General features: G+C 74.4%; 15 protein-coding genes. 12 read left to right on the top strand and 3 right to left on the bottom strand.

Going from position 1 to position 22,852, the window contains the following annotated elements; all coding sequences use genetic code 11:
* Positions 1 to 203: 203 nt before the first annotated feature.
* From pdxH to ACZ5WK_RS25125, 11 genes are all read left to right on the top strand, one after another.
* Complete coding sequence (pdxH, locus tag ACZ5WK_RS25175) at positions 204 to 836, top strand: pyridoxamine 5'-phosphate oxidase (protein WP_396324459.1); 633 nt, start codon at positions 204 to 206, stop codon at positions 834 to 836.
* A gap of 256 nt (positions 837 to 1,092) precedes the next feature.
* Positions 1,093 to 1,272, top strand: coding sequence for a hypothetical protein (locus tag ACZ5WK_RS25170; protein ID WP_465550285.1), 180 nt, complete (start codon positions 1,093 to 1,095; stop codon positions 1,270 to 1,272).
* 167 nt (positions 1,273 to 1,439) lie between these two features.
* Entirely contained in the window at positions 1,440 to 2,834 is a 1,395-nt protein-coding gene (locus ACZ5WK_RS25165) for a TIR-like protein FxsC (RefSeq protein WP_465550283.1), read from the top strand.
* Positions 2,831 to 6,880 carry an FxSxx-COOH system tetratricopeptide repeat protein gene (fxsT, locus tag ACZ5WK_RS25160; protein ID WP_465550281.1) on the top strand — a complete coding sequence of 1,350 codons (4,050 nt, stop codon included), beginning with the start codon at positions 2,831 to 2,833 and terminating at the stop codon, positions 6,878 to 6,880. Before ACZ5WK_RS25165 ends, fxsT (ACZ5WK_RS25160) begins: the two co-directional genes overlap by 4 nt.
* A gap of 217 nt (positions 6,881 to 7,097) precedes the next feature.
* Positions 7,098 to 7,283 carry a hypothetical protein gene (locus tag ACZ5WK_RS25155; protein ID WP_465550279.1) on the top strand — a complete coding sequence of 62 codons (186 nt, stop codon included), beginning with the start codon at positions 7,098 to 7,100 and terminating at the stop codon, positions 7,281 to 7,283.
* A gap of 41 nt (positions 7,284 to 7,324) precedes the next feature.
* A complete protein-coding gene (locus tag ACZ5WK_RS25150; RefSeq protein WP_465550277.1) occupies positions 7,325 to 9,769 on the top strand; it encodes an FxsB family cyclophane-forming radical SAM/SPASM peptide maturase in 2,445 nt (814 codons plus the stop codon).
* Positions 9,770 to 10,160: 391 nt separating this feature from the next.
* On the top strand, positions 10,161 to 10,919 hold the full coding sequence (locus ACZ5WK_RS25145) for an AAC(3) family N-acetyltransferase (RefSeq protein ID WP_465550275.1): 759 nt from the start codon (positions 10,161 to 10,163) through the stop codon (positions 10,917 to 10,919).
* A 319-nt stretch (positions 10,920 to 11,238) separates the two neighbouring features.
* Positions 11,239 to 12,078: an AAC(3) family N-acetyltransferase gene (locus ACZ5WK_RS25140; RefSeq protein ID WP_465550273.1), complete on the top strand. Its 840-nt coding sequence runs from the start codon at positions 11,239 to 11,241 to the stop codon at positions 12,076 to 12,078.
* A gap of 147 nt (positions 12,079 to 12,225) precedes the next feature.
* Complete coding sequence (locus ACZ5WK_RS25135; protein WP_465550271.1) at positions 12,226 to 13,590, top strand: TIR-like protein FxsC; 1,365 nt, start codon at positions 12,226 to 12,228, stop codon at positions 13,588 to 13,590.
* A gap of 141 nt (positions 13,591 to 13,731) precedes the next feature.
* Entirely contained in the window at positions 13,732 to 17,724 is a 3,993-nt protein-coding gene (gene fxsT / locus ACZ5WK_RS25130) for an FxSxx-COOH system tetratricopeptide repeat protein (protein WP_465550269.1), read from the top strand.
* Positions 17,725 to 17,767: 43 nt separating this feature from the next.
* Positions 17,768 to 18,736, top strand: coding sequence for a 2-hydroxyacid dehydrogenase (locus ACZ5WK_RS25125; protein WP_465550267.1), 969 nt, complete (start codon positions 17,768 to 17,770; stop codon positions 18,734 to 18,736).
* On the opposite strand, the gene ACZ5WK_RS25120 is transcribed toward ACZ5WK_RS25125, so the two are convergent.
* The 3 genes from ACZ5WK_RS25120 to ACZ5WK_RS25110 form a co-directional block, all read right to left on the bottom strand.
* On the bottom strand, positions 18,726 to 19,613 hold the full coding sequence (locus ACZ5WK_RS25120; protein ID WP_396324460.1) for an alpha/beta fold hydrolase: 888 nt from the start codon (positions 19,611 to 19,613) through the stop codon (positions 18,726 to 18,728). The genes ACZ5WK_RS25125 and ACZ5WK_RS25120 overlap by 11 nt on opposite strands.
* A 61-nt stretch (positions 19,614 to 19,674) precedes the next feature.
* Complete coding sequence (locus ACZ5WK_RS25115) at positions 19,675 to 20,586, bottom strand: DUF4231 domain-containing protein (RefSeq protein ID WP_465550265.1); 912 nt, start codon at positions 20,584 to 20,586, stop codon at positions 19,675 to 19,677.
* A gap of 167 nt (positions 20,587 to 20,753) precedes the next feature.
* Positions 20,754 to 21,518 (bottom strand): sugar isomerase domain-containing protein, encoded by a 765-nt coding sequence (locus ACZ5WK_RS25110; RefSeq protein ID WP_465550263.1) that lies wholly within the window; start codon positions 21,516 to 21,518, stop codon positions 20,754 to 20,756.
* Between the two features lie 221 nt (positions 21,519 to 21,739).
* Between ACZ5WK_RS25110 and ACZ5WK_RS25105 the strand changes: the two genes are divergently transcribed.
* Positions 21,740 to 22,432: a metal-dependent transcriptional regulator gene (locus tag ACZ5WK_RS25105; protein WP_396324435.1), complete on the top strand. Its 693-nt coding sequence runs from the start codon at positions 21,740 to 21,742 to the stop codon at positions 22,430 to 22,432.
* The last annotated feature ends 420 nt before the right edge of the window (positions 22,433 to 22,852 follow it).

The raw sequence follows: 22,852 nt of genomic DNA, 5'->3' as shown, positions 1-22,852 counted from the left end.
ACAATTCACCGTAGTCCGGGCGGTCAAGCGGTGGCGAGTCACCTTATCTCCCACCGGGGTTTGTCCGGAGGTAGCGGTGCCGGTTGCTTGTCGTACGGGATGATGTTGACGTGCAGACCCCGGAACGCGCCCAGCCGACGCCCCTGAGCCCCGCCACCCGGATCCTGGCCGACGAGGCCCGGCCCGGGCCGGACCTCACCGTGATGCGCAAGCACTACACGCAGGAGGGCCTGGTCGAGGAGCAGCTCGCGGCCGAACCGGTCGCGCAGTTCACCCGCTGGTTCCACGAGGCGGACGACGCCGGGCTGGCGGAGCCCAACGCGATGGTGCTCTCCACCGCCGACGCCCAGGGGCGGCCGAGCTCGCGGACCGTCCTGCTGAAGGGCTTCGACGCGCGCGGCTTCGTCTTCTTCACCAACTACGGCTCGCGCAAGGGCACCGAGCTGGCGGCCAACCCCCATGCGGCGCTGCTCTTCCCGTGGATCGCGCTGGCCCGCCAGGTGATCGTCCAGGGCCGGGTGGAGAAGGTCGGCCGGGACGAGACCGCCGCCTACTTCCGCACCCGCCCGCACGGCTCGCAGCTCGGCGCCTGGGCCAGCGAGCAGTCCAGCCCGGTCGGCGGCCGGGACGTGCTGGAGCAGCGGTACGCGGAGCTGGAGCGGCGCTACCCGGAGGGCGAGGGGGTGCCGGTGCCGCCGTTCTGGGGCGGGTACCGGGTGATCCCGGAGAGCGTGGAGTTCTGGCAGGGCCGGGAGAACCGGCTGCACGACCGGCTGCGTTACCTGGCCGACCCGTCCGCCCCGGCCGGCTGGCGGGTGGAGCGCCTCTGCCCGTGAGCGGCGGCGTCGGTGAGCGGCGGCGACCGTGAGTTCGGCGTCGGTGAGTTCGGCCTCCAGGGGTGCGGTGCCCGTGAGTGCGGTGCCCAGGGGTGCGGCCGGGTCGGGCGGGGCCGTGCGCCCCGCCGTGCGCTCCCGCGTGAACCGGCCGCCCTCCGGCGCGATCTGACTCCGCGTCATCAGCGACGGTAGCGTGGAGCAAAGGCCCCGGCCGCGGGCCGGAGCCACCACTCCTCCCGAGAGGGTGAGGCAATCGATGAGTGACACCGCCACCCCCACCGCGGCACTCGATCCGGGCGACGGCGCCGAGCGCCCGACGCTCGGCCGACTCGCCGAACAGGCAACCGCCTACGTCGGTGAACTGGTGCGCCGGGCAGGCGTGGACGAGGACCGGCCCGGCGCCCTGCCGGTGGCCCGTTTCCAGTCCGCGGTCTGACCGGCCGGTCCGCGCACCGCCCCCCGGGGGCGCCACCCTGCGGCGTGACCGCCCCGTGACGGAACCGAGTGAAAGCCGAGCCGGGATCTTCCCCAGTCCCGGCTCCCTCGACCCAACTCCCCGGTAGCGTAGGCCGAGTTCGCCGACCGGCCCGGGGGGTGCTGCAAGTGCGGCCGTACTTCTTCTTCAGCTACGCGCGGCGGGACCACCAGGCCGGCGGTGCCTTCGTCGACCAGTTCTTCAGCGACCTCCGGGACGAGCTGGCCCGGATCGAGCCCGCGGCGGGCCCGGGCGAACTCGCCTACCGGGACACCGAACGGCTGCGCGTCGGCGACGACTGGGAGCGGCAGCTCTCCCGGATGCTCGCGGTCAGCCGCACCCTGGTGGCGCTCTACTCCCCGGCCTACTTCGCGAGCCCGTACTGCGGCAAGGAGTGGACGGCCTTCGACGGCCGGATGCGCCGGCACCAGGAGCTGACCGGCGAGGCGGTGCCGGCCCTGATCCCGGTGGTCTGGGAGCCGCCTCCGGCCGACCTGCCGGCCGAGGTGCTGCGGATCCAGTACAGCCAGCACGACCTGGGCGCGGCGTACGTCACCGGTGGGCTGCGCGACCTGCTGCGGGCCGACCCGCACGGGCCCGACTACCGCCGCGTGGTCCGGGCCATCGCCGAGCGGGTGCGGGAGGCGGCCTGCCTGCCGTTGACCGAGCTGCCCCACCTCGACCTGGGCCGGGTGGACGGCTGCTTCCCGGTGCCGGACGCCGCACCGCCGCCGGGGCGCAGCGGCATGGTCCGGATCTTCGTCGCCGCCGGCAGCGTGGCGGCCCGCCCCGCCGCCACCGCCGAGGACCGGCCGGCGGCCGCCCCGGTGCCGGCGGGGGACGAGGGAGCCCCGGCGCCGGCGCAGGACGAAGGCCGGTACCGGGGTGGGTGGTACGGGGACCGGCCCAGGGACTGGGCGCCCTACCACCCGCCGCGGCTGCCCTCGCTGGTCGTGCAGGCCCAGCAGGCGATCACCCGGGCCGGGCACAGCACCACGCTGGACGAGGTCGGCCCCGGTCTGTCCGCCGACCTGGACCGCGCCCGCGAGAACAACGAGGTCAGCGTCCTGCTGGTGGACCCGTGGGCGGCCGGCGCCGAGCACTACCGGCAGGCGCTGCGCGATTTCGACGACCGGAACCACCCCGTCACCGGCGTCCTGGTGCCGGCCGGTACCGACGACCCGCCCGAGGGACCGGCGCGCACCCGGCTCTGGGGGGGAGTGCGGGACGTGTTCCCGCGCAACTGGCTGCACAGGTCGGGGCCGGAGCCGCTCTTTAGGGTCCGCGTCCAGCGGGAACGCTTCGAAAGTGAACTGCTACGTACCGTTACGGTCGCCCAGAACAAACTGTTAGACGAGGCGGACGAGGCCGATCCGGTTCTGGCCAGGGCCACGTTCGGCCTCGGCCCCGGAGCCGCGGCCATGCCCGGACTGACCATCCCGGCCTGGCCGCCGGCCGTGTCCCCTGATGCAGTCCTGCCCCCCGCTCCCCGGGGGCCCCGCGAAGGAGACTCCGTACGATGACCGCCGACCAGGTGGCCCTGGCGGACGCCGAGTCCGCCGTCCTGTCGACGCCCGGGACCGGATCGGTCGTCACGTTCTACTCCTACAAGGGCGGCACCGGCCGCACCATGGCGCTGGCCAACGTCGGCTGGATCCTCGCCAGCCAGGGCCTGCGCGTCCTGGTGGTCGACTGGGACCTGGAGGCGCCCGGCCTGCACCGGTACTACCACCCGCTGCTGATCGACCCCGAACTCCACGCCACCGACGGCCTGATCGACCTGCTGCGGGCCTACGTCGAACAGGCCCTGCCCGGCCCCGGCGACGCCGCCGCGGCGGCCCCCCGGCAGTGGCTGGCCGCGCCCGGCCGGCTCGACCGCTACCTCTGCGGCCTCGCACTCGACCTGCCCGCCGGCGGGCGGCTCGACCTGATGCCGGCCGGCCGGCAGAACGCCGCCTACTCCGCCGCCGTGACCAGCTTCAACTGGCGCAGCTTCTACACCCGCGGCGACATCCGGGGCGCCGAGTTCCTGTACGCGCTGCGCGAGCAGTGGACCGCCGCGTACGACTACGTGCTGATCGACAGCCGCACCGGGGTCAGCGACACCTCCGGCATCTGCACCGTGCTCATGCCCGACACCGTGGTGGACTGCTTCACCCTCGGCGCCCAGAGCATCCGCGGCGGCGTGGACGCGGCCCACGCCATCGTGGACGCCGACGAGCGCGACATCCGGGTGCTGCCCGTCCCGATGCGGGTCGAGGACGCCGAGCGGGCCGGCCTGGCCGCCGGGCGCGACCTCGCCCACGACGCCTTCGCCCCGTACCTGGACCGCTGGCTGAGCGCCGAACGCCGGGCCGACTACTGGCGGGACGTCGAAGTCCCGTACAAGCCGTTCTACGCGTACGAGGAGGTGCCGGCCACCGTCGTCGACCGGCCGCAGCAGGGCCGCAGCCTGCTCGGCGCGTTCGAACGGCTGGCGGCCTGGCTCACCGACGGCCGGGTCCGCACGCTGCGGCCGGTCCCCGACCGGGCCCGCCGCCGGCTGTACGCGGCGTACCTGCGCACCGGCCGCAGCCGTTCCCGCCAGGTGTACGTCAGCTACGCGCCCGGGGACCGGATGTGGGCCGAGTGGGCCGCCGCCGCCCTGGCCGGCTTCGGCTACCTCGCCTCACTGCACGGCGCCGCGGCGGCGCTGGACGCCGGACCACCTGGTGACAGCGCCCTGCCCGAAGCCGCCGGGCCGCTGGACGGCGACGGCCGGGTGCTGGTGCTGCTCTCGCCCGAGTACGCGGCGCTGCCCCGCGGCCGGGAGATCTGGCGCCGCCTCACCTCCGCCGAGCAGGACGGCGGATCGGCCGGCCTGCTGGCGCTGGCCCTGGCGGCGCCCGGCGAGTGGCTGTCCGGGCCGTTCGCCGGCCACCGGGTGCCCGAGCTGGCCCGCGGCTCCGCCGAGCCGGCCGAGACCCAGCTCTTCGAACTGCTCGGCCCGCCGCCCGGCGCCGGCCGCTGGCTGGAGGCCGACGAGGAGGCCCCGCCCGCCCCCGCCCGCTTCCCGTCGGGCCGGCCCGACGTGGCGAACCCGCCGCCGCGGCTGCCCGCCTTCACCGGCCGCGGCCGGCTGCTGGAGACCCTGCGCGACGGCTTCACCCTCGGCCCGGCGGCCGAGCCGGTGCAGGTCCTGTACGGCATGGGCGGGGTCGGCAAGTCGCAGACCGTGGTCGAGTACGCCCACCGCTTCGCGCCCGCGTACGAGGTGGTCTGGTGGGTGCCGGCCGAGGAGCCGGCCGGCATCCCGCAGCGGCTCGCCGAACTCGCCCCCGCACTCGGCCTGGAGAGCGGCGACGACGTGGCCCTGACGGCCCGGGCCGTGCTGGACGCGCTCGGCCGGGGCCGCCCGTACCGGCACTGGCTCCTGGTCTTCGACAACGCGGAGGATCCGGAGCAGCTCGCCCCGTGGCTGCCGGCCGGCTCCGCCGGCGGGCACGTCCTGGTCACCTCGCGCGACCGGCGCTGGGCCCGGCACCGCGGATGCACCGAGGTCGAGGTGTTCGACCGGGCGGAGAGCGTCGAGCTGGTCCGCCGCTTCAACACCGGTGTCGGGGCCGCCGACGCCGACCGGATCGCCGAACTCCTCGGCGACCTGCCGCTCGCCGTCGGCCAGGCGGCGGCCTGGCTGCACGAGACCCCGATGCCGGCCGCCACCTACGCCGAACTGCTGGACGAGACACTCACCGACATCCTCGACCTGCCGGTGCAGGCGGACGCGGAGTACTCGACCGTCACCGCGGCCACCTGGCGGATCGCCGGCGCCGACCTGCGCCGGATCAACGCCCCCGCCGCCCGGCTGCTGGAGGTCTGCGGCTTCCTCGGGCCGGACGCCATCCCGATCCGGCTGCTCTACAGCGCGCCCGTGATCGAGGCCGTCGGGCTGCCCCCGGACACCCCGGACGCCCGGCTCGCGACGGGCGAGATCCTGCGCACCGTCAACCAGTTCAACCTGGCCCGCTACGACCAGGCCGGCGGGACGCTGAGCGTGCACCGGATCACCCAGGCGCTGCTGCGCGACCAGGTCGCCGAGGCCGACCGGGCCCGGGTGCGGGCCGTCGTGCACCGCGCGCTCACCCTCGCCGACCCGGGCGACCCGGACGTCCCGGCGAACTGGCCGCGCTACGCCGAACTGCTGCCCCACCTCTGGCCGTCCGGTGCCGCCGGGTCCGCCGACCCGGCCGTCCGGCGGTGGATCGTCGGCTCGGTCCGCTACCTGTGGCAGCGCAGCCTGCACGGCGCCGCGCGCGACCTCGCCGAGCGGGTCCTCGCCCGCTGGCACGAGGCGGGCCCGGCCGGGCCCGGGCACGACGGCGGGAACGACGTCCCGACCCTGCTGCTGCGCGTCGAACTCGGCAACGTCCAGCGGCTCCAGGGCCTCGCGGGGGAGGCGTACGAGACCGACCGGGACGTGCTGGCCCGGCTCACCGCCGCCCTCGGGCCGGACCACCCGAACACCATCGCCGTCGCCAACAGCCTCGGCGGCGACCTGCGCCACCTCGGCCGCTACGAGGAGGCCCGGGCGCTCGACCGGGAGACCCTCGCCACCGCGGTGCGGGTGCTCGGGCCGGATCACCCGCGCACCCTGATGAGCGGCAACAACCTCGCCGTGTCCCAGTTCCTCTGCGGGGACTTCGCGGAGGCGGTCCACGGGCACCGGGAGGTCCTGCGGCGCCAGCGCGCGACGCTCGGCGCCGACAGCCCCTACACGCTCTTCTCGGCCGCCAACCTCGCCCGCGACCTGGGCGATGCCGGCCGGCCCCAGGAGGCACTGGACCTCCTGGAGGCAACCGTGCGCGGCTACGCGGGGCTGTACGGCGAGGACCACCACGGCCTGCTGCGGGCCCGCGGCTACCTCGGCGCCGCACTGCGCCGGCTCGGCCGGTACGAGGAGGCGCTCGCCAACGACGAGGACGTCCACCGGCGGCTGCTCGACCGGCACGGCGCCGACCATCCGGGCACCGCGGCCGCCGCCGCCAACCTGGCCGGCTCGCTGGCCGCGCTGGGTGACACCGGGCGGGCCGTCCCGCCGGGCGAGGACGCCTACCGGCACTGCCGGACCCACCTCGGCGCGGAGCACCCCACCACGCTGACCACGGCCGGGAACCTCGCCGTGCTGCTGCGCCGCGGCGGCCGCACCGCCGAGGCCCGGCAGCTCTCCCGCGAGGCCCTGTCCGGCCTGCGCGCGGCCCTCGGCGACCACCATCCGTACGTCGGGATCGCCCTGCTCAACCACGCCAACGGGCTTGCCCTAGACGGCGGTCCGGCGGCGGCGCTCCCGCTGGAGGAGGAGGCCCTCGCGCTGCTGGCCGGGCGGCTCGGCGCGGACCACCCGGACGCCCTGGCGGCCGCGTCCAACCTCGCGCTCACCCTCGCCGCGACCGGTGACCACGACCGGGCGGCCCGGACGGCGGCCGACGCCCTCGCCCGGGCCCGGGAGGCGCTGGGCGAGGGCCACCCGGTCACGGTGGCGATCCGGGAGGGGGTGCGGCTGGACCGCGACATCGAGCAGCCCCCGGTGTGATCCCGGCACGGCCACTCGTGTGGCGTGCGACGCCCCGATGCGACCGCCGAGTGGGTGAACTTTCCGCGTGACGTCGCAGCCCGGCGGGGGTAGTGGGCACAGACGTGCACGGAACAGTACGGCGCTGCTGTCCCGCTGCCACTACATTGATGATTGGAGCCGGGCCTTATACCCGGTATCTGCTCTCTCTAACCCCCATCGCGGAAGAGAATCGAACATGACACCCGCACTGGACACCAGGCCCACCAGCGAACTGACGGAGCCTCAGGGCGATGTGGACCGGCTCACTCTGACCGGTCTCGCCGCACTCGGGTCGGACGAGCTGGCCGCGCGACTCCGACGTGCCCTGCCCGGCTCCGATACCGGTCTGGTGCCGGTCGCGGCCTTCAACTCCTCCATCTGACCAGCCGATCGACCATCGGCTCCGGCTGAAACCGACTGACCATGACGCGATCCCTGCTTCCGTTCACGCAGTTCGTTGTGAAGGTCCACAGCCGGTGCGATCTCGCCTGTGACCACTGCTACGTCTACGAGCACGCCGACACCAGTTGGCGCGCCCGGCCCAAGGTCATCGGCGACGAGGTCCTGGCCAAGGCCGCCGAACGGATCGGCGAGCACGCGGCCGCCCACGGCCTCACCGTCGTCCGGGTCGTCCTGCACGGGGGAGAACCCCTGCTGGCCGGCCCGGACCGACTGCGCCGCGCCGCCGAGGAGTTCAGGTCCGCACTCCCGCCCGGCTGCGCGCTCGACCTGCGGATCCACACCAACGGCGTGCTGCTGAGCCCCGCCTTCTGCGAGCTCTTCGACCGGCAGGACATCAAGGTCGGCATCTCGCTGGACGGCGACCGCGCGGCCAACGACCGGCACCGGCGCTTCGCCGACGGCCGCAGCAGCCACCCGCAGGTGCTGAGGGCGGTGGCCCTGCTCCGGCGGCCCGGGTACCGCCACCTCTACGCCGGCCTGCTCTGCACCGTCGACGTCGACAACGACCCGGTCGCCGTCTACGACGCGCTGGCCGAACTCGACCCCCCGGCCGTCGACTTCCTGCTCCCGCACGCCACCTGGGACCAGCCGCCGAAGCGCCCCGCCGGCCGGGGGGAGAACCCCTACGCCGCGTGGCTGCTGGCCGTCTACGACCGCTGGGAGGCGGCCGGCCGGCCGTTCGCCGTCCGCACCTTCGACTCGGTCCACCGCACCCTGCACGGGCTCTCCAGCCTCACCGAGTCGCTCGGCCTGGAACCCGCCGCGCTGGTCGTGCTGGAGACCGACGGCACCTTCGAGCAGGCCGACAGCCTGAAGACCGCGTACGACGGCGCGCCCGCCACCGGTCTCGACGTCTTCACGCACAGCCTGGACGAGGTCGCCCGGCACCCCGGCATGGTCGCCCGGCAGTCCGGGCTGGCCGACCTCAGCGCCACCTGCCGGGCCTGCCCCGTCGTCCGCTCCTGCGGTGGCGGTCTGTACGCCCACCGCTACCGGGCCGATGGTGGTTTCGACCACCCCTCCGTCTACTGCGGGGATCTCATGACACTCATCAACGGCATCGCCGACCGCGGCGAGCCGGCCCCCGGGCCCGGCGCGGCCGCGCGGCCGGCGGCCGTCCAGGCAGTTCCCGCGCAGGCCGGTGAGCCGGCCGTGCCCGCGGGCCTCACCGACCGCCGGCTCGACGAGCTGGCCCGCGGCCACGGCGGCGCGGACACCGTCCGGGCCCTCGTCCGCTCCCAACTCGCGCTCACCCGCGCGATGCTGGCAGCCGTCTGGGGCACCTCCGGGCTGCGCTCCTCGGCCGCCTGGGAGCTGCTCGCCGACCTCGACTCCGCCGCACCGGCCGCGCTGGACACGGTGCTCGGGCACCCGTACGCCCGGGCCTGGGCGGCCCGGCGGCTCGGCGGGGACCCCGGCGCGGGGCTCGGCCGGCTGGCCGAGCTGGCCGGCGCCGCGGCCGTCCGGGCGGGGCGGGGCGACGCCGTGGCCGTCCCGGTCCGGGCCGGCGCCCTGCACCTGCCGACGCTGGGCCGGCTCGCCCTCCCGGGCGGCGAGGCGGTGGTCACCGGCACCGGCGGCGGCTTCACCGTCCGCACCGCCGACGGCGAGGTGCTCACCATCGGCGCGGGCCACGGCGACCCGCGCTGGGAGCCGGTCCGGCAGGTCTGGCTGGCCGGCGGCTGGACGCTCGCCCTGGAGGACACCGACCCGCAGCGCGACAGCTACCAGTGGCCGGTCGGCGACCGCCTCGACGAGGCCGAACTGCACGCCTGGACCGGGGCGTTGCGCGAGGCCGTGGAACTGCTCGACCGCGACATGCCGGCCTACGCCCAGGGCCTGCGCACCGGCCTGACCACCGTCACCCCGCTGTGCCCCGGCCCGGCCGGGCGGGACGTCAGCGCCGCCGCCCGGCAGGCCTTCGGCGCGGTCGGGATCGCCCGCCCGGCCACCGCGCCGATCCTCGCGCTGCTGCTCGCGCACGAGTTCCAGCACGTCAAACTGGGCGCCGTGCTGGACCTGGTGGACCTCTACGACCCCGACGACGGCGGGCTGTACGACGCGCCCTGGCGGCCCGACCCGCGCCCGATCGAGGGCCTGCTCCAGGGCACCTACGCCCACCTCGCGGTGACCGCCTTCTGGGGCACCCGGACCGCCATTTACGACGGCCTGCCCGGCACCGCCGCCGAGCACGCCCGGGCGCAGTTCGCGCTCTGGCGCCGGTACACCGCCGAGGCGGTCGAACGGCTGGCCGGCTCCGGCTCGCTGACCCCGGTCGGCCTGCGCTTCGCGGACGGCATGCGGGAGACGGTCGGGCCCTGGCTGGACGTGCGGCTGCCGAAGGCGGCCGAGGACGCCGCCCGGCAGGCCCGGCAGGACCGCAGGCCGACGGTGCCCACCGGCTGACCGCACCGGCGGGAGCCGGTCGGCGGGAGGCGGCCGGGCCGACCACCACGACCGGCCGACCACCACCATCGGCCGACCACGACCGGCCGGGACGGCCACCGACCACCACCGGCTGGCCACGACCACCGGCCGGCCACTCCAGGCCGGTCGCAACTGGCCGAACACGAGCGGCGGTTGCCGGGCGCCCTGCCACCCGGCGCGCCGCCTCGGAGGTACGCTCGCCCCTACCCCAGCCGGCTCCGGAGACCCCTCTCCGGGCCCTTCACCCTCGGGAACCGCCATCCCTCACGAACCGAGTCCCGCGCCTCCCCAGCGGGACATATCCGAAAATAAGCTGACCCGGGCCGAGCTCACCCGTCAGCTCACCCATCTCGGTGTGCGGCCGGGGGACGTGCTCCTCGTGCAGGCCTCACTGCGGGCGATCGGCCCGGTGGAGGGCGGCAGCGCCACGGTCCGCGAAGCGCTGCTGGACGCGCTCGGAGGGCCCGAGCGCGGCACCCTGGTCGCCTACACCGCCACCCCGGAGAACTCGGACACCTCCCGGCTCGTCACCACCATGATGGCGGGCTGGACACCCGGGCAGGTGGCGCGGTGGCGTGCGGCCATGCCCCCGTTCGACCCGGCCGAGACGCCCTCCTCGCGGACCATGGGCATGCTCTCCGAACTGGTCCGCACCCACCCCGAGGCGGTCCGCAGCACCCATCCGCAATCCTCCTTCGCGGCCGTCGGGGCCCGCGCCAAGGAGATCACCGAACTGCACCCGCTGGAGTGCCACCTCGGCCCGGAGTCCCCGCTCGGGCGGATGTACGAGATCGGCACCCGGGTGCTGAGCATCGGCGTCGAGCTGGCCAAGTTCACCGCCTTCCACCTGGCCGACCTGCGGATGCCGAACCTGCCCGTCCGGCACTACGGCTGTGTGGTCAGGGACGGCGGCCGCAGCCACTGGATCCGCTTCGACGGCCCGCTCCTGGACGACCTGCACTTCCAGACCCTGGGCGAGGAGGTGCTGCGGCGCGCCGCCGGCGTGGTGACCGGGCGGGTCGGGGCCGCCGACTGCCGGCTGATCCCGATGCGCGAGGCGGTCGACCTGGCCGTCGGTATCCTGCACGAGCGCCCCGAACTCCGGCCCGGCGCACCGCAGCTCGGCTAGGGCTTGTCCGACCGTTCGCGTCGCGCCAGTGCGCGGCGGGATTCGTCGGACAAGCCCTGGGCCCGGCCCCGTGGCAACGCCACCCCGGCGGTCCGCAGCGTTGCGGACGGCCGCGACACACTGCTCTCCGGGGCGGGCCCGTCCCACCCCGCCCGCCCCGGCATACGGTTCACCGCCTCTGCGGTGCCCGCCCGGTTGTACCGTTCACCACCTCTGCGGTGCCCGCCCCGTGGCGGGCTCCGCCGCGGCCCGCGCCGCGCCCTCATGTCGTTCCGTCCCCCGGACACCCTCGCCGGGGGTTGCCCCCCAGGGAATTGTCATGGCCGCTGCCCACCGTCCCGTCGCCCCCCGTGGCGAAGAACCCGAACTCACCGCATCGGACCTGGCCCGCGAACTCGCCTCACTCGGCGTCCGGCCGGGCGGGGTCCTGTTCGTCCAGGCCTCGCTGCGCAACCTCGGCCCGGTGTGCGGCGGGGCCGCCACCGTGGTCGACGCACTGATGGAGGCCGTGGACGCGCCGGACCGGGGCACCCTGGTCGCGTACACCGCCACCCCCGAGAACTCCGCGACCTCGCGCCTGTACATCGCGGCCACGGCCGGGCTCTCGGCCGAGGGGATCGCCGACTACCGGGACCGGATGCCGCCCTTCGACCCGGCCACGACCCCCTCCTCGGCGACCATGGGGGTGGTGTCCGAGAAGATCCGCACCCGCGCCGGGGCACTGCGCAGCTCCCACCCCCAGACCTCCTTCGCCGCCCTCGGCCCACGGGCGCGGGAGATCACCGCGGACCACCCCCTCGACTGTCACCTGGGGGAACGTTCCGCCCTGGGCCGGCTCTACGACCTCGACGCGAAGGTCCTGCTGCTCGGCGTCCCGATGTCCCGGTTCACCTCCTTCCACCTGGCGGATCTGCGGATGCCCGACATACGGCACCGCGAGTACTACTGCCGGGTCCAGGAGGGCTGGGTTGCCTTCAAGGCACCCGACCTGGACGACGTGCACTTCGCCGGGCTGGGGGAGGAGGTCCTGAGGAGTGCCACCGGGATAACCGAGGGCCGGGTGGGCGGCGCCCGCTGCCACCTGGTCCCGATGCGCGAGGCGGTCGATCTCGCGGTGGGCATCATGCGGGCGCGCCGCGCCTCCGGCCGTGGCGCGTAGGGGCCGTGCGGGGGCAGTCGTTTCGGTCATGTCAACTCGTGTGGCCCACTGTGCTATTCCATTGGACCCTCAGTCGTTCCTACACTGAAGCCCCGCGTACGGGGACTCGCGGGAATGACGTTGCCGGCGGGCCAGGGGGAGGCGCGTGTGAACGATCATGGCTGGGACGAGGACTCCGCCCGGCCGTACTTCTTCCTCAGTTACGCCCACACCCCGAAGGCCGGCGCGCGCGGCGCCGGTGATCCCAACCACTGGGTGCGGCAGCTGTACCGCGACCTCTGCGAAGCGGTGCTGCAACTGACCACCGTGCCTGCGGGCGTGCCGGTCGGGTTCATGGACGAGTCCATGCACCAGGGGGAGTTGTGGGCCGAGCGGCTCTCCGAGGAGCTGGCCACCTGCCGGGTCTTCGTGCCGCTGTACTCGCCGCGGTACTTCAACAGCCTGCCGTGCGGGCAGGAGTGGCACTCCTTCACCCAGCGGCCGGTCTACCCGGCCAATCTCGACTCGGAGCGGACCAGCGGCATCGTGCCGGTGCTCTGGGCGCCGATGAGCCGCTACAGGCTGCCCGGGGTGGCGAGCGAACTCCAGTTCAACCACGCCAGTTTCGGCCCGGACTACGCCACCGAGGGCCTCTACGCGCTGATGAAGCTCAGCTACTTCCGCTCCGCCTACGAGCTGGCCGTGCACCGGCTGGCCCGGCGGATCGTCGAGGTGGCCGAGGAGACGGTGATCCCGGTCGGGCGCCGGCTCGACTTCAACGCCCAGCCCAGCGCCTTCAACGTCACCGCGCCGACCAAGCAGCTGCGGATCTCCGTCCTCGCCTACCGCCGGGGCGAGGTGCCGCAGGACCGCAACCCCGACTACTACGGCGCCCGGCGCACCGACTGGCACCCGTACCGGCCGGCCGCCGCCCGCCCGCTGGCCGAGCACGCGGTGCGGCTCGCCCGGCAGTTGGGCTTCCAGGCCACCGTGCACGAGTTCGACGGCGAGGCCGAGGCGATCATCTCCGGCGGCGAACCGGTCGCGCCCGGTCTGCTGCTGCTGGACCGCTGGGTACTCCAGGACGAGCGGTGGAGCGAGCTGGTCCGGCGCTTCGACAGCTCCGACTGCTCCTGGGTGAGCGTCCTGGAACCGTGGAACCTGGACGATCCGGACTGCGTGGAGAAGCACCGTGAGATGGGCGAACTCAGCGACCGTGTCCTGCGGTTCACCCACCGGTCGGTCCGGCCGAGCTTCCTCGGCGCCACCGGCGGGCCGCCCGGGCTGGGCAGCCTGGAGGAGTTCGACGACGCACTTCCCCGGGCCGCCATGAAGGCCAAGTACGCCTTCGAGGGCCGCACCAGGACCGAACCGGAGGAACCACCGGCGCCGCGCCCCAATCTGCGGGACGCTTTCCGGTACGGACGCGGCCGGGACGGGCCCGAACCCTTCGCCTACGACGACGACCAGCCAGCACGCGACTTAGGCGACCGCCCGGACGACGGGACGCCGCCCGGGGGAGGAACCACATGAGCGAGCGGAGCGAGCGAATCACCGAGGGCTGCGCGTTTCGCGAAGCGGCCTCCGAGTGCAGCGAGGTGGGCGCATGAGCGAGCGATTCATTGAGGGCTGCGCGTTTCGCGAAGCGGCCTCCGAGTGCAGCGAGGTGGGCGCATGAGCGAGGACCGCACCAGGAACCTGCGCATCGGCGGCCTGACCGCGGCCGAACTCGCCGCCCAGCGCGAGGCGGAGCAGGACCGCCAGGGCCGGATCATCACCTTCTACTCGTACAAGGGCGGCACCGGGCGCACCATGGCGCTCGCCAACACCGCCTGGATCCTGGCGGCCAACGGCTTCCGGGTGCTCACCGTCGACTGGGACCTCGAGGCGCCCGGCCTGGCCAAGTTCTTCCACCCGTTCCTCGACCCGGCGGTCCTGGCCGGCACCACCGGCATGATGGACCTGATCGCCGAGTACCGGGAGGAGGCGCTGCGGCCGGTCGAGCACGCCGAGGGCTGGCACCTCGACTTCGCCCGTGTCCACCCGCACGCGCTCTCGCTCTCCTGGCCGCTGTTCCCCGACGGCGGCAGCCTGGACTTCCTCTCCGCCGGCCAGTTCAACCGGGACTACTCCGAGGCCGTCACCCACCTCGACTGGGACATCTTCTACGACCGCTTCGACGGCGGGCAGTTCTTCGACGCGCTCCGCGCCGACATGAGCAAGCGCTACGACTACGTGCTGATCGACTCCCGGACCGGCCTCTCCGACATCGCCGAGATCTGCACCGTCCAGATGCCCGACGACCTGGTGGTCTGCTTCACCCTCAGCGACCAGTCGATCGACGGCGCCTCCCGGATCGCCCAGCACATCCACGACCGCTACCGCGAGCGCGGCATCCGCATCCTGCCGGTGCCGATGCGCATCGACGAGGGCGAGAAGGAGAAGGCCGACGCCGGGCGGGCGCTGGCCCGGATCCGCTTCGACGGACTCCCGGCCGGCGTGCACGGCGAGGACCTCGCCCACTACTGGGGCTCGGTGGAGATCCCGTACCGGCCGTTCTACGCCTACGAGGAGATCCTCGCCACCTTCGGCGACCAGGGCGGCACCCAGACGTCGATGCTCGCCGCCTGCGAGCGGCTGACCGGCGTGATCACCGAGGGCCGGGTCACCTCGCTGCCCGCGGTCGACGAGGAGGTCCGGCTGCGCTACGTGGACGCCTTCACCCGGCGCCGCCCCTCCGTGCCGGCCGACCTCTACCTCTCGTACGTGCCCGAGGACCGGATGTGGGCGGACTGGATCGAGTCCATCCTGACCAGGGCCGGCTTCCGCGTGCTGCCGAGGGACCTGAGCGCCGGCTCGGACCCGCGCCACGAGACCGAGCGCGGCATCGACGCCGCCTACCGGACGGTCGCCGTGCTCTCGCCCGCCTACCAGCGCTCGCCGCAGGCCCGCGCGCTCTGGGAGTCCGTCGTCAGCTCCGACCCGTCCGGCACCCGCCGCCAGCTCGTCCCCGTCCGGGTCGGCGACGTCCGGCTCACCGCGCCGTTCAGCAACCGCAACCCGGTCGACCTGGTCGGCCGGGACGAGACGCAGTCCGTGCTGACCCTGCTGCGCGCGCTGGGCCGCGGCGACGTGCCGCTCGCCGAGACCACCGGCACCGGCCCGCGGTTCCCCGGCAGCAAGCCGCAGGTCTGGGACGTGCCGCCGCGCAACCCGTCCTTCACCGGCCGCGCCGCCGTCCTGGAGCAGCTGCGCAACCAGCTGCGCGGCGGCATGGCCGCCGTCCTGCCCACCCCGCAGACCCTGTACGGGCTCGGCGGCGTCGGCAAGACCCAGGTCGCGCTGGAGTACGCGCACCGTTTCATGTCCGACTACGACCTGGTCTGGTGGATCGACGCCGAGCAGACCGAGCTGGTCGCCCCGGCCCTGGCCGACCTCGCCCGCCGGCTCGGCCTGCGGGTCGGCGACTCCGTCACCGAGGCCGCCGAGGCCGCCCGCGAGGCGCTGCGCCGCGGCGTGCCCACCTCGCGCTGGCTGCTGATCTTCGACAACGCCGACGAGCCCTCCGAGATCCGCCGGTTCTTCCCCGGCGGCTCCGGCCACATCCTGGTCACCTCCCGCAACCAGGCCTGGTCCGGGCACGCGGAGGCGCTGGAGGTGGACGTCTTCACCCGTGGCGAGAGCGTCGAGCACCTCTGCCGGCGCGCCCGCGGCCTCTCCCGCCCCGACGCCGACCGGGTCGCCGAGGCGGTCGGCGACCTGCCGCTCGCCGTCGAGGTCGCCGCCGCCTGGCTGGACACCACCGGCACCCCGGTCGACACCTACGTCGCCCAGCTCCAGGCCGAGGCCGCCCGCGCCCTGGCCGGCGCCCGGCCGGCCGACTACCCGACGCCCGTCGGCGCGACCTGGAACGTCTCGATCGGCCGGCTGCGCACCCAGTCCCCGGCGGCGGTGCGGCTGCTCCAGCTCTGCGCGTTCTTCGCGCCCGAGCCGATCTCGATGAACCTCTTCTACAGCGACCAGATGATCCGCGCGCTCGTCCAGTACGACGCCGACCTCAGCGACAAGTTCATGCTGGGCAAGGTCATCCAGGCGATCGGCCGGTACGCGCTGGCCAAGGTCGACGCCGGCACCAACAGCTTCCAGGTGCACCGGCTGGTCCAGGCGGTCATCCGGGCCGAGATGACCGAGGACGAGCAGGAGGTCGCCGTCCACGAGGTGCACCGCATCCTCACCGGCGCCCGCCCCGTCCTCGGCGACACCGACGACCCGGCCAACTGGCCGGCCTTCGACGAGATCTGGCCGCACCTGTCGCCGTCCAAGGCGCACAACTGCGACGAGGCCGACACCCGGCAGCTGCTCATCGACCGCGTCCGCTACCTGTGGAAGCGCGGCGAACTGGACCGCGCCCGGGACCTCGGCCACGCCCTGGACGCCGAGTGGACCGGCAAGCTCGGCGAGGACGACCGGCAGACCCTGCTGCTCCGCTTCCAGCTCGCCAACGTCCTGCGCTCGCAGGGCAACTACGCCGAGGCGCTGTCCCTCGACGAAGCCACCCTGGAGCGCCAGCGGGCCCTGCTCGGCGAGCACCACCCGTACACCCTGATGACCGCCGGCTCGCTCGGCGCCGACCGGCGGGCGCTCGGCCGGTTCCAGGCCGCGCTCGACCTCGACCGCGAAATCCTCGACCAGTTCCGCGAGTTGTTCGGCGACGACAACCCGCGCACGCTCTCCATGGCCAACAACCTGGCGATCGACTACCGGCTCGTCGGCGACAGCGAGGCCGCCCGCGAGCTCGACCAGGAGACGCTGGACCGGCGCACCGCCGTGCTCGGCCCGCGCCACCCGTACACCCTCTCCACCAAGTCCAACCTCGCCCGCGACCTGCGCGAACTCGGCGACTACCGGGGTTCGGTGGACCTGCTCCAGGAGGTCACCAACGACCTCGGCGACGTGCTCGACCCCGACCTGCCGGAGAACCTGCGCAACGCCAAGTCGCTGGCGGTCTCGCTGCGCCGCACCGGCCAGCTCGCCGAGGCCCGCCGGATCACCAAGGAGACGTACGAGCGCTACCTGGAGCGGTACGGCGCCGACGCGCCCGACGCGCTGGCCTGTGCGCTCAACCTGGCCGCCGACCACAGCGCCTCCGGCGACAAGGAGGCCGCCCGCGACCTCTGCACCACCGTGTACGACGGCCACCGGCGGCTGTTCGGCGACGAGCACCCGTTCACCCTGGCCTGCGCCAACAACCTCGGCATCTACCTGCGGGGCAGCGGCGACATCCGGGGCGCCATCGCCCGCGGGGTGGCCACCGTCGAAGGGCTGACCGAATCGGTCGGCGCGGAGCACCCGTACACCCTCAACGCGATGATCAACCTGGCCAACGCGTACGGCGAGGACGGCCAGATCAGCAGGGCCGAGGAGCTCGGCCGCCTCGCGTACGCGGGGCTGTGCGAGCGTTACACGCCCCGGCACCCGGACGCGGTGGCCTGCGAGGCCAACCTGGCCGTCACCCTGCGCGCGGCCGGCCGGCACACCCAGGCGGCCGAGCACCGGGCCAAGGCGATCGCCGAGCTGATCCGGCAGTTCGGCGAGGAGCACCCCAACACCGTCTCGGCCCGCGGCTGGAAGCGGATCAACCGCGACCTGGAGCCGCAGCCGGTCTGACGGGAACACACCGGCCGGGGCCCGGGGGTACGCTGCGGGACTTATGAGCGAGCAGCCACTGCCCCCGGTCCTGGTCACCCGCCGCCTCGCGCCCGGGGTGATCGAGCGGCTCACCGCGCACCACGCGGTGACCCACCACGACTCGGACGTACCGATGCCGCGCGCCGAGCTCCTGGCCGCCGTCCGCGGCCGGTCGGCGGTGGTCACCACGCTGGACGACGTGGTGGACGGCGCGTTCCTGGACGCGGCCGGCCCGGGCCTGCTCATCGTCGCCAACCACGCGGTCGGCCATCACAACGTCGATCTCGCCGCCTGCGCCGAGCGCGGCGTGCTGGTCTCCAACACCCCCGGCGTGCTCACCGCCGCCACCGCCGACATGGCCTGGGCGCTGCTGCTGGCCGCCACCCGGCGCCTCGGCGAGGGCGAACGGTGGCTGCGCTCCGGGCGTCCGTGGGCCTGGGCGCCGGACTTCCTGCTCGGCCTGGAGCTGACCGGCACCCCGCTGGGCGTCCTCGGCATGGGCCGGATCGGGCAGGCGGTGGCCCGCCGGGCCCGCGCCTTCGACATGCCGGTCGGCTACCACAACCGCTCCGAACTCCCGCCCGAGCAGGCCGAGGGCGCGCGGTGGCTCCCGCTGGAGGAACTGCTCGCCACCTCCACCGTGCTGGTGGTGACCTGCCCGCTGAGCGCCGCCACCCGGCACCTGCTGGACGCCCGCCGGCTGGCCCTGCTCCCGCCCGGTGCGGTCGTGGTCTCGATGACCGCCGGGGTGGTGGACGAGGAGGCGCTCGCCGCCGCGCTGGAGTCGGGCGCGCTGTTCGCCGCCGCCGTGGACAACTTCGAGCACGAGCCGGCCGTGCCGTCCGCCCTGCTCGCCCAGGAACGCGCCGTGCTGGCCCCGCACCTGGGCAGTGCCACCGTCCGGACCCGGCAGGCGATGGGCGGGCTCGCGGTGGAGAACGTCCTCGCGGTGCTGTCCGGCGGCGAGCCGGTCACCCCGGTCAAGGCCTGAGGGCCCGACCGCCCGCCGAGGTGTGGCCGGCCGCCCAGGCCAGCGCGGTGGTCATCACCCGGAACGCCCCGAAGTGCGCGGCGCCGGGCTCCAGGAAGAGTTCGGCGCCGGGGATGTGGTCGGCCAGCCAGCGCGAGTGGTCGACCGGCGAGAACTGGTCGTCGGCGCCGTGCCAGAGCCAGGTGGGCACCGTGATGTCCTGCACCTTGAAGCCCCAGTCGGCGGTGAACGCGAGCACGTCGTCGATCCAGCCGTCGGCGCCGTGCCGGAACGCCTCGCGGTAGTTGCTCTGCAGCATCCGCCGCAGCCCGGTGTCGGCGACCACCTCGCGGTCGGTGGCCGGCAGCTCCGGCCGCAGGCCCTTGAGCAGCCGGACCGGGTCGGCCTTGATCTGTTCGGAGCGGAACCGCATCGCGTCGGCGATCCGGTCGTGCCCGCGCTCGGCCTCCCGGTACGCGCGGACGTTGGACGGGGTCATCCCGCCGTACCAGTCCAGCCCGGCCGCGTTCCGGGGCGCCAGGCCCACCAGCACGGCGACCCGGCCGACCCGGTCGGGCAGCAGCGCCGCACAGGCCAGCGCGTGCGGGCCGCCGCCGGAGCGGCCGAGCACCGCGAAGCCGCTCAGCCCCAGCTCGTCCGCGATGGTCCGCACGTCGGCCGCGGCCGCACTGACCCGGCGGCCGGGCAGCCGGGTGGAGTCGCCGTAGCCGGGCCGGTCGAAGGAGATCAGCCGGATGCCCAGGCGGTACAGCACGGTGTTGCGCGGGTGCGGGCCGATCCGGCTGCCGGGCATGCCGTGCAGCAGGAACACCGGCCGGCCGCGTGGGTCGCCCAGGGTCTCGACGGCGATGGCACGGCCGTCCGGCGCCTTGACCATCCGTAATGACACGCGCGGCCTCCTCGGTACGGGGTACTGCTGTTCGGTGGTCCCGGTCCGCTCAGTGGTCCCGGTCGGTGGTGCCACGGACCTCACGGCGGGCCTGCCAGGTGGTGTGCTCCCGGGAGACCGCGTCCTCGGCGTCCCGGGCCAGCCGGGCCCAGATCTCCTCGGCGTCGGACGACGTCACGTCCAGCTGGGCCAGCTGGCTGCGGATCAGCTCCAGCTCGTCGGCGGCCAGCCCGTACGCGGCGGCCAGCGGCCGGTACTGGCGCAGCTGCGCCCAGGCGGCGACCGAGGCGGCCACCGCCGACACGGTGCCGAGCGCGTCGTAGCCGAACTCGCCCATCGCCCGCAGCACCGCCAGCACCAGGCCGAGCAGCGGCAGCACCACGCCCAGGACGCCGGTCCAGAAGCCGGCCCGGGCGCAGTACCGCGCCTTCGAGCGGTACCAGTCGTGCTGCACCTGGATCCGTTCCCGCAGGTACACCTCGCGGCGCACCGCCAGCGGCTGGTCGCGCAGGCCGCGCATCGCGTCGGTGATCCGCGCCCCGCCGTCCTCCGTCCCGGCGGCGCCGATCGCCCGGCTGCCCCGGAAGGCGTTCAGCACCCGGCCGAGCTGGAAGCTGTACAGCCCCTCGGCGTCCGGCAGGCTCCGCGGCGGCGGCTGGTACGCATCGGCCCGGACGCTGAACTTCCAGGCCAGCGTCTTCACCGACTCGGCGGCCGCCCGGCCCTCGTACCAGAGGCCCTGCGGGTTCTGCCGGCTGATCACCACGGCGAGGGCGATCGCACCGAGGTAGGCCACGGCGGCCGGCCAGGCCCAGGGCGTGCCGTCGGCCGAGCCGAACGCGGCGGCGGCGACCAGCAGCACCAGCTCCCACGCGGAGAGCAGCACCGACCGCCGCTGGCCCTGCAGGGAGGCAGAGTCGGCGGACCAGAACAGCGCGGGCATCAGCTCCTGCTCGCGCACTCTTCCCATCGGACCCCCACCCGACGCCATCCTCGGCCCCCACCCGTCGCTCCGGTCGCTCCGCTGTCCTGCCCCGCCCGCGGTGCCGGTACGCCTGGCCCGGGCCGGCTCCGGCCGCATTGGCCGGGATGCCGCCGCAGGTTGTCCGGTACCCGGGCACCCGCCCCTCAGTACGTGTAGAAGATCCGGTCCGCGTTGTCGGCCATCTGCTTGGCGTTCCACTCGGTGCCGCCGGGCACGTTGCCGGAGCGGAACAGCGGCGGGGCGGCTCCGGCGCCGGCCGCCGCCGCGTCCGCCAGCCGGCCGACCGCCGTGGCGACCACGGCCTGCATCAGCGCGCTGGTCACGATGGTGGAGACCGGGCCGAAGGAGGTCTCGGCGGCCGGGTGGGTCAGCTCGCCGTCGCCGACCGCGATCTTGCTGTCCAGGACGACGTCGCAGTGGTCCTTCAGGTACGTGCCGGAGGGGTGCGCCGAGGGCACCTCCTCCGGGTACGCCAGCGAGGTCACCCCGATCACCTTCAGCCCGCGGTTCCGGGCGTACTGGGCCAGCTCGACCGGCATGACCTGGCGGCCGGAGAGCGAGATGACGAAGAGGAGGTCCCCCGCGGTGGCCGGGGTGAGGTCCAGGGTGGTGGTGGCCAGGCCGGAGACGCGCTCCAGCGCGCTGGCGAGCGGGGCCGGCATCACCGTCACCCCGGCCATCCCGGGGACGTCCAGCAGGTTGACCGGGACGAGCCCCCCGGCCCGGTAGACCACGTCCTGGGCGGCCAGCGAGGAGTGGCCGGAGCCGAAGGTGAAGATTCGGCGTCCTTCGGTCACCGCCTCGGCCAGCAGCGCGCCGGCCGCGTCGATGGTGTCGGCCTCCTCGGCGCGGACCCGCTGGAGGTGGGCGATCGCGGCGTCGAAGTACCGGCCGACCAGGTCACTCATCGGTTGCCTTCGCTCTCTGCCGGCGGGGGAGCCGGCCGGGTGGGGAGGCCTGGGTGGTCCAGACCGCCGATGGAGAAAGCTACGGCGAGCACCGTGCTGCCTCACCGGTGCCGCTGTCAACAGGAACGAAATGCGGCCCCCGGGGCCCCTGCGCGGGCCCGGTTGTCGTTGCCGTACGTCAGAATTGGCGGTGAGGACACCGAAGAACGGAGCCAGCGGCGATGTCTGGGCTGATCGACACCACTGAGATGTACCTTCGCACCATCCTGGAGCTGGAGGAGGAGGGCATCACCCCGATGCGCGCCCGGATCGCCGAGCGTCTGGAGCAGAGCGGCCCCACGGTCAGCCAGACGGTCGGCCGGATGGAGCGCGACGGGCTGCTCCGGGTAGCGGGCGACCGTCACCTCGAACTCACCGAGGAGGGCCGCCGGCTCGCGGTGCGCGTGATGCGCAAGCACCGCATCGCCGAGTGCCTGCTGGTCGACGTGATCGGCCTGGAGTGGGAGCAGGTCCACGAGGAGGCCTGCCGCTGGGAGCACGTGATGAGCGAGACGGTCGAGCGCAAGGTGCTCGCCATGCTCGGCCACCCGACCCAGTCCCCGTACGGGAACCCGATCCCGGGCCTGGACGAGCTGGGCGACGCCAAGGCGGAGGGTGAGGGCTTCGACGCCGCGCTCGTCCCGCTGGACACGGTCCGCCCGGGCGACGCCGGGGCGGACGTCGTGGTCCGCCGGATCGGCGAGCCGATCCAGACGGACGGCGAGCTGATGCGCACGCTGCGCCGGGCCGGGATCCGGCCGGGCTCGACGGTGCGGGTCACCGCCGGGGTCGGCGGGGTGCTGGTCGGCACCGGCGACACCGCGGCCGAGCTGGGCAAGGAGATCGCCGCGCACGTCTTCGTCGCGCAGGCCTGACCCTCCCCGACAGCGCAGCGACGACAGTGCAGTGAGCAGGGCCCGGTGCATCCCCGTGCACCGGGCCCTGCTCGTCCTCCCCGTCCCTCCCCGTCCCACGGTGCTTCCGTGACACCGGCCTCCCCGAACCCGGCCGGTGTCACGGCCCCTCCGTTCCCCTCCCGTCCCCTCCGTTCCCTCCCGTCCCCTCCGTTCCCCTCCCGTCCCCTCCGGTCCCTCCCGACCGCCCCGCCCGGCTTCCCCGTCCGAGCGTCCCTTCCGGCGTCCCCTCACGGTGGAATTTCTCCCCTCGGCAGATCATGGCAATCCTTGAGCGTTGTCACTCGTACGAGGGGCTTTCGCCGTTGACCAGCGGGTACACCGAAGCCTTATCCGCACATGCGTGTGACGGGCCCCGCCTCCGGTGGGAGGCAAGGCCCG

The organism is Kitasatospora sp. NPDC032757 (genome assembly GCF_055579305.1).
This window is presented reverse-complemented; position numbering and strand designations above follow the sequence as displayed.

Coding starts and splice junctions, on each gene's coding strand:
- pdxH (WP_396324459.1), top strand. CDS start 204: ATGCGCAAGCACTACACGCAGGAGGGCCTGGTCGAGGAGCAGCTCGCG.
- ACZ5WK_RS25170 (WP_465550285.1), top strand. CDS start 1,093: ATGAGTGACACCGCCACCCCCACCGCGGCACTCGATCCGGGCGACGGC.
- fxsT (WP_465550281.1), top strand. CDS start 2,831: ATGACCGCCGACCAGGTGGCCCTGGCGGACGCCGAGTCCGCCGTCCTG.
- ACZ5WK_RS25155 (WP_465550279.1), top strand. CDS start 7,098: ATGACACCCGCACTGGACACCAGGCCCACCAGCGAACTGACGGAGCCT.
- ACZ5WK_RS25150 (WP_465550277.1), top strand. CDS start 7,325: ATGACGCGATCCCTGCTTCCGTTCACGCAGTTCGTTGTGAAGGTCCAC.
- ACZ5WK_RS25140 (WP_465550273.1), top strand. CDS start 11,239: ATGGCCGCTGCCCACCGTCCCGTCGCCCCCCGTGGCGAAGAACCCGAA.
- fxsT (WP_465550269.1), top strand. CDS start 13,732: ATGAGCGAGGACCGCACCAGGAACCTGCGCATCGGCGGCCTGACCGCG.
- ACZ5WK_RS25125 (WP_465550267.1), top strand. CDS start 17,768: ATGAGCGAGCAGCCACTGCCCCCGGTCCTGGTCACCCGCCGCCTCGCG.
- ACZ5WK_RS25120 (WP_396324460.1), bottom strand. CDS start 19,613: ATGGTCAAGGCGCCGGACGGCCGTGCCATCGCCGTCGAGACCCTGGGC.
- ACZ5WK_RS25110 (WP_465550263.1), bottom strand. CDS start 21,518: ATGAGTGACCTGGTCGGCCGGTACTTCGACGCCGCGATCGCCCACCTC.
- ACZ5WK_RS25105 (WP_396324435.1), top strand. CDS start 21,740: ATGTCTGGGCTGATCGACACCACTGAGATGTACCTTCGCACCATCCTG.